The sequence below is a fragment of the Georgenia alba genome (assembly GCF_042665525.1).
GTDB classification, from domain to species: Bacteria; Actinomycetota; Actinomycetes; order Actinomycetales; family Actinomycetaceae; genus Allobogoriella; species Allobogoriella alba.
This window is the reverse complement of record NZ_JBHTCQ010000001.1, coordinates 434,874-449,155: the sequence shown is the minus strand read 5'-3', so window position 1 is coordinate 449,155 and position 14,282 is coordinate 434,874. Positions and strand designations below refer to the sequence as shown.

Sequence of the window (14,282 nt, the reverse complement as noted above, 5' to 3'; positions counted from 1 at the left end):
GACGCGGAAAGTCAGCCGACCCGCAGCTCGGCGAGCTCGATGCGGTTGAGTCCGTCCGACTCGGCGACCGGCAGCTGAGGGAACCAGAGCACCAGCGAGTCGGTCTCCACGGGGTCGTCGAACTCGAAGACGGTGTCCGGGCCCATCTCGCCGGCGACGAGCGGTTCGCCGTCGGTCGGTTCCTCACCGGATGTGGCGCGGATCTCGACCATCCCGCCCTCGCCCATGAGGTCCATCTCGACGCGGCTCACCGTCGCGGTCTCCTCGAGCGTGACCAGCAGCCCGATGCCGGACTTCATGCCGTATGACGGATCGACGTAGGAGCGGGACCGCCAGAACGACTCGGGGTCGTCGTCCATCGCACGCGGAGTGAGCTCGGGGTTCTCGAGTCCGTCGCCCTCGGGGTCGAGGGGTGCCAGCTCGGCGATGACGGGTGTGACCTGCGCGGTGGTCTCCTCCTCGGCGGGCTCCTCGGTGGTCTGCTCTTCCTCCGGCGGGGTCGTCGGCTCCTCCGTGGCGGTCGCGGCGGGGTGGTACGTGGGGAGGGACACCGGGTCCGGTGGCGCGAAGAGCGTCCGGACGGACAGCAGCACGAGGATGAGGACGAGCGCGATCAGGCCGACCAGGACCACAGGTGTCGGGTCCATCCGCCGGTCTGCGAAGGGCACCTCGGGCCCGTCGATCTCGGAGATCCCGTCCTCGGCCCGCTGGCGAGCGATCTCCTCGGTGACGGTGGTGGTCGTGCCCTTCCGGGCACGCAGCGACTCGGCGGTGGTGGCGGCCCGCTGGCGTCCGCTCGCGACGGCGGAGCCCACCGACTCGCGGGTGCCCTCGGCCGCGCGCCGGGCACCGGAACCGATGGCGGAGGCCGCCGACCGAGCCAGGCTTCCGAAGGCGCCCGCGGCGGCCGCGACGCCGGCGCCACGGGTATGGCTGGGCCCGTGCTCAGGCTCCGTGCCCGGCGTGGGTGCGGATGAGGCGGAGAGGATGTCACCGAACTGGGGAGCCGGTGCCGCTTGTGCCGGCGGATGGGGCTTCCACGACATCGACCGAGGCGGCTCGGGCGCGGGTGGCTCGGGCGCGGGTGGCTCGGGCGCGGGTGGCTCCGGCGCGGGTGGCTCCGGCGCGGGTGGCTCGTCGGCGGACTCGGATGCGGCGGGGGCCGTCACGGCCGGTACGTCGAGGGTGGCGATCGGCTCGTCGGGTGCGGGCGCCGCGGGCACGTCGTCCGCCGCCGGAGCGCTGTCCGCAGCGGCCTCGTCGGTGTCCCGTTCGTCCGGTTCCTCGGGCGGGGGTGGTGCGTCCGAGCCCGGTGGTGGCGGGGGCGCCTCCTCCTGGACGGCAGGCTCGGCCGTGGACGGTCCGGCGGGCCGCAGCGGCGCCCATGCCGGACGCTTGCCCGGGCGGGTCAGCCGGCTCGTGGCCGCCTCCACGGCGCCCGACCCCGCAGCGGCCGCAGCGCCTGCGGCGCCTGCAGCGACGACACCGGCGGTCGCCGTCCCGGCCGCGGCGGTCTCGGCGGTGGGAGCCGCCGCGTCACCGTCGTCCGGCTGCGCGGACACCGGCGGTGCGGCGGGTGGGGGTGGGGCGGCGCCAGCCCTGGCCAGGGCGGAGTCGACCGTGGGCCACGGTGCGAGGAGCCGCAGGAGCTCCCCGGTGCTCCGAGGACCGTCCTCCCGCAGCGTCCGGGCGCACACGTCGTCGAGGTCTCCTGGGACCTCGGACCGGACCTCACGGGGAGACGGCGACCCCTCCTCGGGTGACGTCCCGGTGAGGGCCAGGTAGAGCAGGTGGACGAGGTCGGTCGCGTCCCGCCGGGCCGTCGTGAGGGGTGAGTCGTCCGGCTGCTCGGCCGTGCCGAGCAGCACCGCATCGGTGCCCAGGCCCGTGACGAGGACCTCGCCGTCGGGGGTGACGTGGACGCTCTCCGGCCGGAGCGCGAGATGGCGTACGCCGTGCCGGCGGGCGGCCTCGAGCGCGGCGGCGGCCTCGCCGATCACGGCGCGGGCCTGCTCGGGCGGCAGTCCTGCCGGTGCGCTGAGCGCGGCGAGGTCCGGCCCGGTCACACGCCCGGTGACGACGTACGCCGCCCTCTCGTCGCTGCCGACGTCGAGGACGCGCAGCAGCCTGTGGTCGTCCACGAGCGCCGCGCGGCGAGCCGCGTCGAGGACCTCGGCCACCTTCGACCCGGTCGGGGGCAGGACAAGGACCTCGACGTCGGCCTCGAGGGTGCGGTCGCGGGCGCGGCGGTGCTCGACGCCACCGACGGTGGTCTCCAGCGCCGGGCCGAGCTCATAACGCTCGCCGAGGAGAGCGTGCTCTCCGGCGCCGTCCGTGCGCTGGTTCAGTCCTGTGCCCCCCGTCCCTGTCTCACCTGCAGCGTCGCTGCCGAGTGTACGCAGCGGAGCGCCCGATGCCGCGTCCATCCTGGCCGGCGTCTCGCGCGTCGCCGGTTCGCTCGAGCCGTCCGGCGCGGGCGGAGCCGGCGCCGGGCCCGCGGTGTCCGGGCCTGGGCCTGCCCCGGCGGGGGGTCCGCCCCCGTCCGGCGGGGGCGGCGGCGGACCGGGGTCGTCCGGGCGACGGGCCGCCGTCCCCGGCGCAAGGGCCGTGCCGAGGCGGACCAGGAAGGGGCCGACAGGGCTGGGGACGCGACGGCCGGCGAGCAGCAGCAGCCGGCCGACGGACTCCCCCAGGACGTTCAGCTCCTCGACGCGCAGCACCCGCAGCACCAGCACGTAGATCGCGCCCGAGACGACCGAGACCAGGAGGATCCGCCAAAGTGCGCCCAGCACGGTCAGCTCGTGGTCCGTGCCGGCGAGGCGCAGCAGGCCCCATCCCAGCAGCCCGGTCGGCACCGCGGCGAGCAGGAGCCGCAGATGCGTCCGGAGCACGCGCCCGCCGTCGATCGTCCGCAGGTGAAGGCGCAGGCCCAGGTACGTCACCAGGGCTCCGACGCAGCTCGAGAGCGTCATCGCCACGCCGATGCCGACCACGGTCCACCGGGCCGGCAGCAGCATCGAGGCGGCGGCGCCCGTGGCGAGCAGCACCACCATCGGGATCTGCAGCCGGAACAGGCCGCGGGCGTCCTCGAACGCGTAGAAGACCCGCTGACACATCGTGAAGATGCCGACCGCGACGAGGCCCGGCGCCATCGCGACGGTCACCCGGGCGATCGACTGCACCTCGGCGTAGCCGACGGTCGCCGCGACCACCCGGATCACCGGTAGTGCGGTCACCATGAGCAGGACAGCCGCCAGGACCGTGAACGCCGAGACGGTCCGCAGGCCTTTCGACAGGTCGGACCGGACGGCGGCGAGCTTCTGCGCGGCGGCATTGGCCGACATGCGGGTGAACAGCGCGGTGACGAGGGAGACCGTGACCAGGGACGTGGGCAGGGTGTAGACGAGGAACGCGGTGTCGTACGCCGCGTTGCCGGCCACGTCCGCGGCGCCGTCGCCGGCGCGGAATGCGTAGGCCGCGGCGTTGGAGACGACGACGTAGGCCGCCTGGTTCGCCGCCAGGGCCGCGAAGACCCACATCGCCATCCGGCTCGCGCTGCCCAGGCCCGAGCCGCGCAGCCCCCACTGCGGGCGGTACCGGAACCCGCTGCGGTACAGCGGGACGAGCAGCACCACCGCCTGCGCGACGATGCCGAGCGTCGCCGTCCCGGCCAGCAACGCGGTGCGGCTGATCCCCCAGACTCCCGCGTCGTCCACGTCCACGGCGGCCGTCCCGCCGAAGACCAGCAGGTAGGCCACCAGCCCGCCGATGGCCACGAGGTTGTTCAGCGCGGGCGCCCACATGTACGGGCCGAAGACGTTGCGGGCGTTGAGAACCTGCCCGAAGAGCGTGTACGTGCCGTAGAAGAAGAGCTGCGGGATGCACCAGTACCCGAACGTGACGGCCAGGTCGTACCACTGCGGCGAGAGGCTGGCGGCGTACAGCGAGATCAGCAGCGGAGACGCGAGCGTGAGCAGCACCGTGACCAGTGCCAGCCCGGCCATGCCGACCGTCAGGAGCCGGTTGACGTACGTGCGTCCGCCGTCGGGATGGTCCTTGATCGCCCGGACGATCTGCGGCACGAGGATGGCGTTGAGGACGCCGCCCGCGAGCAGCATGTAGATGAGGTTCGGCAGCTTGTTGGCCACCGCGAACGCGTTGGCGGCGCCGAAGTTGATGCCGATCGCGGCGCCGAGCAGCAGCGGCGCCTTGACCATGCCGAGGATGCGCGAGACCAGCGTCCCGGCGAACATCAGCGCCGAGGAGCCGGCGACCCCGCCGCGCGGACCCTGCTCGGGCTCGGTGCTCACGCTCCCACCTCGTCCGGCGCGGCCGGCTCCATCCGGCGTCCGCCGCGCACCGTGCGGACCAGGCCGAAGACGAGGACGACGCCGAGCACGCCGGCCACGACGGCCGTTCCCACGGACTCCCAGTCGGCACGCACCCGCATCTCGAGCTCGCTCGGCGTGCCGATCGGCTGACCGTCGGGCGTGAGGAGCTGGACACGCACGGTGACGTCACCGCTGCCGACGGCGGTGACCGGCACCTCGGCGGCGGCCTGCGACTCGGACGGCACGGTCACGGTGACCGGACCGTTGGCCTGCAGCAGGTCGTCCGAGGACTCGAGGGACACCTGCACGGTCGCGTCCGATGGCAGGTCGTTGCGTACGTGCACCGGCAGGACCACGGAGGAGTTGATGACCAGTACCGACGAGGACTCCAGCGCGCCGAGGCGTTCGTCCAGGGCGGCGACGTCCGCCTCGAGGCCGTCCAGGACGCCCTCCCGGCCCTGCGGGTCGCGTCGCCAGGCGGCGGAGAGCAGCGAGGAGGCGCGCACGTCGAGCGGGTCGAGCATCAGCTCCGGCTCCTCGGTGGCGCCGGCGAACGTCTCCGCCCGGGACAGGGCGGCGTTCATCCGGTCCAGCCCACGCCGGGTCAGCTCCCGGTCACGGACCGCCCGCTCGGGCAGCGCGTTCCGGTCGAGGTCGGGCACGTCGAGGGAACGGATCTGCTCGAGCGTCGCCGGTGCCACCCACGGCGCCGCCAGCAGGGCCTCGAGGGACTCGGCGAGCTCGTCCACGTCCCCCCCGTACGCGCGCGGGGCCGCGATGTTCACGGCGCGCGGGTCGCTCGGACGTTCGCGCGAGATCACCGCGGTGTCCGCGAGCAGCAGCTGCCGCGAGTCGACCCCGTTGAGCTCGACCGGGCCGTGCGTGGAGCCCGGGGCGGGGGGCATCGTGCCGGACAGGACGGAGCTGGCGTCGTCGTCGACGAGGATCGCCGGGATCCTGCCGCCGCCGGCGGCCAGGTCCGCCCGGCCGGTGGGTGTGTAGGTCAGCTCGTCGAGCGGCGAGACCGCCGAGACCGGCAGGACGGCCGTGCCCATGCCGGCCGCGGCCGCCGCGTCGAAGGTCTGCCGGTCGGGGTTCTGTGTGGCGGGCCAGGCAAGGACGCTCTCGTCGAAACCGGCCGCACGCGCCGTCGTGAGCGCCTCCGTGGTGGTGGAGGCAAGGCGGGGCCCGGCACGACTGTGCGCGAGGGCCGCGATGTCGGCGTCCGCCCGGGGCAGCACGGCGACGCTGCGGCCGGTGCCGTCGGCGTGCTGCAGCAGTGAATCCAGGATCGTCTCGGCGGCGGTCGGCTCCTCCGGCTCCCCGGTCTCCTCGTCCGTCGGCGTCTCGGTGGCGTCGTCGGTCGGCTCGGGCGACGTCTCCTCGTCGGTCGTCTCCTCCGCCGTCGTGCTCTCCTCCTCGGTCGCCTCGTCGGTGGTGGGCTCCTCGGTCGCCTCGTCGGGGTCCGTCGTCTCGATCTCGGCGGGCAGGAGCTCAGGATCGACCGCCAGCGTCACGCCCGGCTGGTCGACGGCGTCCAGCAGCCCACCGATCCGCGGTTCTGCCGCTTCCGCCACCGCGTCGACGCCGCCACCGTCGTCCTCGGCCTCCGCACGTTCTCGTGCGCCCGCCGTGACGGGGACGAGGACGTGGACCGGGGTGCGCTCGACCGGGACGTCCGGGTACCACAGCGCCATGCTGCGGTCCACGCCGTAGAGCGTCGTCCCGCCGGTGTCGGAGACGGAGAGCTCGACGCCGTGGGGCCCCCAGGAGGAGGACGAGGAGGACAGCCCGAGCTCCTCGGGCGCGACCTCGACGGTGAACGACGCGGACGAGCCGGCCTGGATCGGCCCGAGGTTCTCGACGGCGAGCTGCATGGTGACGGAGCTGGTGCTCGGGTCCATCCACTGGCGCAGCGACGTGCGGGAGATCGGGGCGTACCGCTGCATGCGGAGCTCCAGCTCCGGCGCCGTGACGTCCTGCTCGGAGTCGTTGACGATCGTCCCGGAGACGGTGAGGCCGTCACCCGGGGTGAGGACCGCGGGCGCGAGGTCGTCGATGTCGACCTCGAGCCTGCCCTCGGGGTCCTCCGGCGCACCGGCCGACGGCGGCACCGCGGCCCACGCCGCGGCCGTCGCCAGGGCAGCCGCGAGGGCGGCGACCGGGCGCCGTGCCGCCCGCCTCGACGTCATGCCTTACCGGCCAGCACGTCCCGCGCCGTGGCGACCACGCGGCGCTCGTTGGGGTAGGCGAGGCGACTCGCCACCTCCGACAGGGCGACCCAGGCGACGTCCTCCGCCTCCTGGTCAGGGTCGTTCTCGACGGTGAGGAGCCCACCGGTGGCCTCGAGGAGGAAGTGGTGGACCACCTTGTGCACGCGCCGGTCCGTCCCAGCGAACCAGTAGTCGATCGTGGCGAGATGACGCAGGATCTGGCCGGTGATCCCCGTCTCCTCGGCGATCTCGCGCACGGCCGCCTCCTCGGGCGTCTCCGTGCCCTCGAGATGGCCCTTCGGCAGGCACCACTCGAGTCGCCCGGCACGGTTGCGCCGGGCGATGACGGCGGCGAACGCGCGCCCCTCCATCACGTCGACGACCAGGCCGCCCGCAGAGGTCTCGTCGACCACGGGGAGCGTGGAGGTCCGCACGTTCGTCGGCCGGCTCCGCGGCGGCCGCGGCACCTGAGGGCGCGGCACGGGGAAGGCGGCAGGCATGTGGCCACTGTAATTGCCACGCCTGCGGGATGTGGCGGAGGCCGCGGGTGCGGCGACTGTCGGGGGCGGGCCCGCCATGGCAACCTAGGTCGGTGCACAGCCCGACCGTTCCCGATCGCCGTCCCGAGCTGCAGCGGCGAGCGCTCGCCTCGATCGCCGGGCTCCCGGCGCCGATCCGCGAGCTCGGGGAGGTCTTCGCGGACGCCGGTCACGAGCTCGCGCTCGTCGGCGGGCCGGTGCGGGACGCGTTCCTCGGTGAGGTGTCGCACGATCTGGACTTCACCACCTCGGCCCACCCGGACGAGACCGTCCGGCTCCTGCGGTCCTGGACGGACACGTGGTGGGACATCGGCAAGGAGTTCGGCACCATCGGCGCCCGCCGGGACGATCTCGTCGTGGAGGTCACCACGTACCGGAGCGAGGCGTACGAGGTCGGCTCGCGCAAGCCGGCGGTCGAGTACGGCGACACGCTCGAGGGTGACCTCTCGCGCCGTGACTTCACCGTCAACGCGATGGCCGTGCGGCTGCCCGACCTGACGTTCGTGGACCCGCACGACGGCCTGGGGGCCCTCGCCGACGGGGTGCTGCGCACGCCGGTCACCGCGACGCGGTCCTTCGACGACGACCCGCTGCGCATCATGCGGGCCGCGCGGTTCGCCGCCCAGCTCGGGTTCGCCGTCGCCGAGGACGTCACCGCGGCGATGACGGAGCTGGCGCCCCGGCTCGGCATCGTCTCCGCCGAGCGCGTCCGCAGCGAGCTGGAACGGCTGCTGGTCTCCGCAGACCCGCGCCGCGGCCTGGAGCTCATGGTCGACACCGGCGTGGCCGACGTGGTGCTGCCCGAGCTGTCCCACCTGCGGCAGACGGTGGACGAGCACAAGCGGCACAAGGACGTCTACGAGCACACTCTCACCGTGCTCGACCAGGCGATCGCGCTCGAGACCGGGCCTGAGGGGCCCGTGCCCGGACCGGACCCGGTGCTGCGGCTGGCGGCGGTCATGCACGACGTCGGCAAGCCGGCGACCCGCCGGTTCGAGCCCGGCGGCGGGGTGAGCTTCCACCACCACGAGCTCGTCGGCGCCAAGCTCACCACCAAGCGGATGCGCGCGCTGCGGTTCGACAAGCAGACGATCAAGGACGTCAGCCGCCTCGTGGAGCTGCACCTGCGGTTCCACGGCTACGGCGACGGTGCCTGGACGGACTCCGCGGTCCGCCGCTACGTGACGGACGCCGGGCCGCTGCTGGAGCGGCTGCACCGGCTCACCCGAGCCGACTGCACCACGCGGAACCGGCGGAAGGCCGCGCGGCTGTCCGCCGCCTACGACGACCTCGAGGAGCGGATCGCCCGGCTGCGCGAGGAGGAGGAGCTGGCGAAGATCCGTCCGGACCTCGACGGCCGGCAGATCATGGAGATCCTCGACGTCCCGGCCGGCCCGACGGTGGGCGAGGCCTACCGGTTCCTGCTCGACCTGCGCATGGAGCGCGGGCCCCTCGGTGCGGACGCTGCCCGGGAGGCGCTGCTGGCCTGGTGGCAGGCCCGCCCCCACTCCTAGCCCCACCCGCCCGACTCGGCGGGGTTGCGGGGGTCACTCGTGGGTGAGGACCGGGTGGGGCCGGTCGTGCACGCGGACGGTCCCCACCCGGTAGGCGAGTGCCGCGACCACGTACACGGCCGTGAGCCCGAGGAAGACCCCCCGCGACCAGCCGGTGTCGGGCAGGGCAGCGGCGGCCAGCGCCGCAGCGCCCACGAACGCCGCGTTGTACAGGACGTCGTACAGCGCGAAGGCGCGGCCCCGGTAGGTGTCGTCCGTGTCCCGCTGGACGATGGTGTCGACGGCGATCTTGGCGCCCTGGACACCGAGCCCCATGAGGACCGCGCTGACCACGATGACACCCATGGCCGGCGTCGTCGCCAGGAGTGCCTGGCTGACGGCGGCGAGACCGAGGCACCCGACCACCCACGTCGAGGGGCGCATCCGTTCGTGCGCGATCGGGGTCAGCACGATCGCCAGCCCGTTGCCCGCGAAGGACACCCCGGTCAGGGTGGCGAACATCGCCAGCCCGGCCTGGGCGTCGGCCGGGTCGGCGAGCAGGTTCCGGGAGATCAGCAGCAGGGCGAGGAAGTTCATCCCGTACAGGAACCTGTGCGCCGCCATGACGCCCAGCGCCATCCCCGGGGTGCGTCGGTCGAGGAGGTACCGGGCGCCGTCGAGCATGTCCGCGGCCGTGGCGCGGACCTCCGCCCAGAGGCGGATCTCGGCGTCCGGCTCGCGGGGGCCGAGCTGGTCCCGGCCCAGGCGCAGCGCCAGGGCCGAGGCCGCGCCGAACAGCGCCGCGGCGAGCACCAGGACGATGCCGTTCTTCAGCGCGCCGGTGGTGAGCAGGCCGACGACGAACCCGATGACGGCGCCGACGGCGGCACTGACCGCCCCGAGCGTGGGCGTGATCGAGTTCGCGACGAGGAGATGCTGCCGCGGCACCACGCGCGGGAGCGCGGCCGAGAGCGCGGCGAGCAGGAACCGGTTGATGCCGAGCGTGACGAGCGCGAGCGCGTACACGGCCACGCTCACACCCACGGTCATCATGAGGACGGCGAGGACGACGGCAAGCACCACCCGCACCGCGTTGCCGATGAGGAGGACCTGCCTGCGGCGCCACCGGTCGAGCAGCGGGCCGGCGAACGGTCCCACCACGGTGAAGGGCAGCAGCAGGACGGCGAACGCGGCGGCCACCGACCCGGCGGTCGCCATGTTCTGCGGGTTGAAGAAGAACAGCGCCGCCAGCCCGATCTGGAACGCGCCGTCCCCGCACTGGGAGACCAGCCGGACCGCGAAGAGTCGCCTGAAACCGTCGTTGACGGCGACCGTGCGCAGGTCGGACAGGACGCTCATCGGTCAGCGGGAAGGTGGGGTGTGCGACGCACCGCTGCAGGCTATCCGACGGTCCCGGCGGGCTCGCCGGCGACGGCCATGAGCGCGGCGCACGGCGTGACGGCCGACTACGGCCGTTCGAAGAACACCGAGTCCATCGCGCACGCCGAGATCAGCACCAGGCTGCCGAGCGGCTCCGGGATCGGCTGGGGGCGCAGCAGGACGTAGCTGTCGTCCTGCGTGGCGATCTCCTTGAACGACTGCCTTCCCGCACTGCGCTTGATGAACTCGGCGATCTGGTTGCCGTGCACGTCCCGGCAGATGAACCGCAGCGAGAAGCCCTCCCGGCCGGCCTCCTCGAAATGGCCGTAGGGCTGACCGTTCACCGTGAAGACGAAGCCTCGCCCGGCGAAGACCTTCTGCTGCTCGATGAGCCCGACGGGTCCCGTGGCCGCGGACACGTGGAACTTGGGCTTGAGCGTGTCCTTGAACCCTTGCGGGTTGTCGACCTTGAGCAGGACCTGCCCCTGCGCGTCGGTCAGCTCGAAGCTCTTGGCCGTGAAGTCCGCCAAGGGGTTCACCTTGTCGAAGAGACGAGAGGTGGTGCTGTCCGGCTCTTTGAAGACGCCGATCTGGGTGCCGGCGGTGTCGAAGATGCGGTAGGCGCCCGCGTTGGCGGAGATCCCGAAGACCGACGTCTGCTGGGCGATGAGGATCTCCGGCGCGGTGAACAGCGGGCCCGGCCGGACCTGCCCGCCACCGGCCTGCTGCGCGTGATGGCCTCCACCCTGGGGATGGGCGTGCTCCGGGGGTCCGTACCCATGCTGCTGGGCGTACGCGTGCTGGGGGTGCGCCTGCTGTGCCTGCTGGGCGTGCGCCTGCTGTGCCTGCTGGGCGTGCGCCTGCTGGCCGTGCTGCTGGGTGGGGTGCACGTGCGGGGTGTGCCCGTGCTGAGGCTGCACGGGCTGCTGGTGCTGGACCGCCTGCGGTTGCTGTGCCTGAGGCTGCGGCTGGGGTTGTGGCCGCGGCTGCGTGTGTGGCGTCCAGGCGTTCCCGTCCCACCACCGGAGGAATCGCGGGTCGGCATTGTCCGGGTACCAGCCCGGCGCCGGGTTAGCCATGGCGGGGACTGTACTGGCCCCGCCTGCCGCTATAAAGGGTGAGGTGGCTCCCGACTCGCCGTCCGACGTCGTCGGCATCGTGCTCGCGGCCGGCGCCGGTCGTCGCATGGGACGTCCCAAGGTGCTCGTCCGCGACGGCGACGGCGTCCCCTGGCTGCACCGCGCCGTCGCCCTGGTCCGGGCGGCCGGCGCCGACCCCGTGCTGGTAGCCCTCGGTGCCGCCGCGGACGAGGCGGCCAAGCTGGTGCCGCCGGGCGCCACGACGGTCGTGGTGCCGGACTGGAGCACCGGGATGGCCGCCTCCCTCCGCGCCGCGCTGGAGGCCGCCGAGGCCGCGACGCACGCCGTCGCCGCGCTCGTCACGCTCGTCGATCTCCCGGACCTGCGGGTCGAGGCCGCCCGCCGGGTCCTCGGCGAGCACCGTGAGCCGGACGACCTCCGCCAGGCCGCGTACGACGGGACGCCGGGCCATCCCGTCCTGATCGGGCGGCGCCACTGGGCGCCGCTGCGGAGCCGGCTGAGTGGCGACGTCGGCGCCAAGCACTATCTGCGCGAGAACGGTGCCGAGATCCTCGACTGCACCGACCTGGGCGGCGGGAACGACGTCGACCGGTGACCTGACGCACGCGTGAGGTGTGGCACGTGCCGCGACGAGGGGCCACTCGCTCACGCATACTGGTGGCGCTGCGCCCTGGCGGGCGGCGACATGCCGCGCCGGGCGATCCGGTGGTGCACCGCCGGGCACCGAGGAGGCCGCATGCTCGTTAGGCACGGGTGTCCGGCACCGAAAGGCTGATACACGTGGCACGCAACCCATCACGTTCGGGCCGCCCGCGCCCCCGCCGGGCGGCGGCGTCGTCGACCCGCCGCAGGTCTGCGTCCCGCCCGACGACGACACGCCGGTCCCGCGCGACGTCCTCGCGCGGCGGGAACCGGCGGTTCAACTATCCGCGGCGCGGCAAGGGCCCGATCATGCGGTGGCTGCCGTCGTGGCGCTTCGTGCTGGGCGCCTTCCTCGCCTGCATCGCCGCGGGCGCGGCCGTCTTCGCCGTCGCCTACGCGGCGATCGACGTCCCCGAGCCCGACGACTTCGCGCTCGCCGAGTCCACCACCGTGTACTACGCCGACGGTGAGACGGAGATGGGCAGCTTCTCCGAGGTGGACCGGCAGGTCGTCCAGTACGACTCGCTGCCCGAGCACGTATCCGAGGCGATCGTCTCCTCCGAGGACCGGACGTTCTACGAGAACAACGGCATCGACATCAGGGGCATCGTCCGGGCCTTGTGGAACAACGTCCGCGGGCTGCCGACGCAGGGAGGCTCCACCCTCACCCAGCAGTACGTGGAGCGGTACTACGTGGGCGAGACGACCACGAGCTATCTCGGCAAGTTCCGCGAGACGATCCTCGCGCTGAAGATCGACCAGTCCCAGACCAAGGAAGAGATCCTCGGCAACTACGTCAACACGATCTACTTCGGCCGGGGTGCCTACGGCATCGAGGTGGCTGCGCAGGAGTTCTTCGGCAAGCCCGCCTCGGAGCTCACGCTCTCCGAGTCGGCGCTGCTGGCCGGGATCATCCCCTCGCCGTCGAACTGGGACCCCGCGGTGGACCGTGAGGCGGCGGAGCACCGCTGGAACCGCGTGCTGGACCTCATGCTCGCGGACGGCCGGATCACGGAGCAGGAGCGGCAGGAGGCCGAGTTCCCCGAGACCGTGGAGCCGAACCGGGAGAACATCTACGGCGGGCCGAACGGGTACCTGCTGCAGATGGTCCGCTCCGAGCTGGTGAACGACGCCGGCATGACCGAGGAGGAGATCGACACCCGGGGCCTGGACATCGTGACCACGATCGACCAGCGCAGCCAGCAGGCGGCCGTTGACGCCGTGGACAACCTGCCGGAGGACCGCCCGGACAACAACCGCGTCGCGCTCGTCTCGATCGACCCGCGCAACGGCGGCGTCGTCGCGATGTACGGCGGACCGGACTTCGTGGAGCAGTCGCAGAACGACGCGACCCAGTCGCGGGCCCAGGCGGGTTCGACGTTCAAGCCGTTCGCGCTCATCGCGGCGCTCGAGAACGGCATGACGCTCGACGACGTCTACCCCAGCTACTCCCCGATGGAGATCGAGGGCTACGACTTCGCGGTCGAGAACTTCGACAGCCCGATCGACCGCGGATACATCGACCTGACCGAGGCGACCGTCAACTCCGTCAACACCGTCTACGCGCAGATGAACGTGGACGTGGGCCCGGAGAACACCATGGACGCAGCGGTACGTGCGGGCCTGCCGGAGGACACCGCCGGCCTGATCGCCTCGCCGTCCAACGTGCTCGGCCCGTCCTCGCCGCGGCCCGTGGACCTCGCGACGGCGTACGCCACCATCGCGTCGCAGGGTGTCCGTCACGACACCCACATCGTCGCGGAGGCGCGGGACGCGGAGGAGAACACCGTCTACACCGCCAACACCGAGGGTGAGCGGGTCTTCGACCAGGACGTCATGGCCGACACCACCTATGCGATGAGCCAGGTGGTCGAGCGCGGCACGGGCATCACCGCCAGCGAGATCGGCCGCCCCGCCGCGGGCAAGACGGGCTCGTCGAATGCGTACCGCTCGGCGTGGTTCTCCGGCTTCGTGCCGCAGCTGTCGACCACGGTGTCGATGTTCCAGGTGGGAGACGACGGCTCCGAGGAGGTGCTGTCCGGGTTCGGTGGCGTCTCCACGGTCGCGGGCTCGACGTTCCCCACGCAGGTGTGGCGCGACTACATGGCCGTGGCGACCGAGGGCATGGAGATCCAGGACCTGCCCGAGCCGACCGAGCCGCTGTGGACCCCGCCGCCGGTGCCCGAGGAGCCCATCGAGCCGACCGAGGAGCCCACGGAGGAGCTGACGTCGGAGGAGCCGACGACGGAGGAGCCCACCACGGAGGAGCCGACGACCGAGGAGCCCACGGAGGAGCCGACGACGGAGGAGCCCACGGAAGAGGAGCCCACGGAAGAGGAGCCCACGGAAGAGGAGCCCACCGAGACGCCGACCGACGACGGCACCGGAGAGAACCAGGGCGACCGTGGAAACCGCAGGGGTGGGCTCGGCGGCATCCTCGACGGCGACGGGTAGCGCGAGCAGCTCGGCCGTCACGATGCCGCCGAATCCACAGCAGGGTGTGACGAGGCTCGCTCGCTGTGGGCGGTCACCCCTACGGTAGGCTTGTTCGCTGGTCCCTCGCCCAGCGCGAGGGGTCAGCACG

The 14,282-nt window shown here is 73.0% G+C and carries 8 protein-coding genes; 3 read left to right on the top strand and 5 right to left on the bottom strand.

From position 1 onward, the window contains the following. Positions 1-11: 11 nt before the first annotated feature. From ACFQQL_RS02185 to ACFQQL_RS02175, 3 genes are read right to left on the bottom strand one after another with little or no spacing between them, the layout of a single operon-like run. Entirely contained in the window at positions 12-4,310 is a 4,299-nt protein-coding gene (locus ACFQQL_RS02185) for a lipid II flippase MurJ (protein ID WP_382390802.1), read from the bottom strand. Further along, the gene (locus ACFQQL_RS02180; protein ID WP_382390800.1) at positions 4,307-6,523 is read right to left on the bottom strand and encodes a DUF6049 family protein; all 2,217 of its coding nucleotides are present in this window, start codon (positions 6,521-6,523) and stop codon (positions 4,307-4,309) included. Before ACFQQL_RS02180 ends, ACFQQL_RS02185 begins: the two co-directional genes overlap by 4 nt. Beyond that, positions 6,520-7,044 (bottom strand): NUDIX hydrolase, encoded by a 525-nt coding sequence (locus ACFQQL_RS02175; RefSeq protein ID WP_382390798.1) that lies wholly within the window; start codon positions 7,042-7,044, stop codon positions 6,520-6,522. The genes ACFQQL_RS02180 and ACFQQL_RS02175 overlap by 4 nt, the downstream gene beginning before the upstream one ends. 29 nt (positions 7,045-7,073) lie before the next feature. On the opposite strand from ACFQQL_RS02175, the gene ACFQQL_RS02170 reads away from it, so the two are divergent. Continuing rightward, the gene (locus tag ACFQQL_RS02170) at positions 7,074-8,597 is read left to right on the top strand and encodes a CCA tRNA nucleotidyltransferase (protein WP_382390796.1); all 1,524 of its coding nucleotides are present in this window, start codon (positions 7,074-7,076) and stop codon (positions 8,595-8,597) included. Positions 8,598-8,630: 33 nt separating this feature from the next. On the opposite strand, the gene ACFQQL_RS02165 is transcribed toward ACFQQL_RS02170, so the two are convergent. Next, positions 8,631-9,935 carry an MFS transporter gene (locus ACFQQL_RS02165; RefSeq protein WP_382390794.1) on the bottom strand — a complete coding sequence of 435 codons (1,305 nt, stop codon included), beginning with the start codon at positions 9,933-9,935 and terminating at the stop codon, positions 8,631-8,633. A 107-nt stretch (positions 9,936-10,042) separates the two neighbouring features. Further along, positions 10,043-11,035, bottom strand: a complete 993-nt coding sequence (locus tag ACFQQL_RS02160) for a DUF2510 domain-containing protein (protein ID WP_382390792.1) — start codon at positions 11,033-11,035, stop codon at positions 10,043-10,045. A 43-nt stretch (positions 11,036-11,078) separates the two neighbouring features. Here ACFQQL_RS02160 and ACFQQL_RS02155 point away from each other — a divergent pair, with 43 nt between their 5' ends. Next, on the top strand, positions 11,079-11,651 hold the full coding sequence (locus ACFQQL_RS02155; RefSeq protein WP_382390790.1) for a nucleotidyltransferase family protein: 573 nt from the start codon (positions 11,079-11,081) through the stop codon (positions 11,649-11,651). Positions 11,652-12,007: 356 nt separating this feature from the next. Further along, positions 12,008-14,152: a transglycosylase domain-containing protein gene (locus ACFQQL_RS02150; RefSeq protein ID WP_382390788.1), complete on the top strand. Its 2,145-nt coding sequence runs from the start codon at positions 12,008-12,010 to the stop codon at positions 14,150-14,152. Positions 14,153-14,282: the final 130 nt, after the last annotated feature.

What these genes read in the sequence shown, in the direction of transcription:
- ACFQQL_RS02180 (WP_382390800.1), bottom strand. Translation starts at nt 6,523, where the DNA reads ATGACGTCGAGGCGGGCGGCACGGCGCCCGGTCGCCGCCCTCGCGGCT.
- ACFQQL_RS02175 (WP_382390798.1), bottom strand. Translation starts at nt 7,044, where the DNA reads ATGCCTGCCGCCTTCCCCGTGCCGCGCCCTCAGGTGCCGCGGCCGCCG.
- ACFQQL_RS02170 (WP_382390796.1), top strand. Translation starts at nt 7,074, where the DNA reads ATGTGGCGGAGGCCGCGGGTGCGGCGACTGTCGGGGGCGGGCCCGCCA.
- ACFQQL_RS02165 (WP_382390794.1), bottom strand. Translation starts at nt 9,935, where the DNA reads ATGAGCGTCCTGTCCGACCTGCGCACGGTCGCCGTCAACGACGGTTTC.
- ACFQQL_RS02160 (WP_382390792.1), bottom strand. Translation starts at nt 11,035, where the DNA reads ATGGCTAACCCGGCGCCGGGCTGGTACCCGGACAATGCCGACCCGCGA.
- ACFQQL_RS02150 (WP_382390788.1), top strand. Translation starts at nt 12,008, where the DNA reads ATGCGGTGGCTGCCGTCGTGGCGCTTCGTGCTGGGCGCCTTCCTCGCC.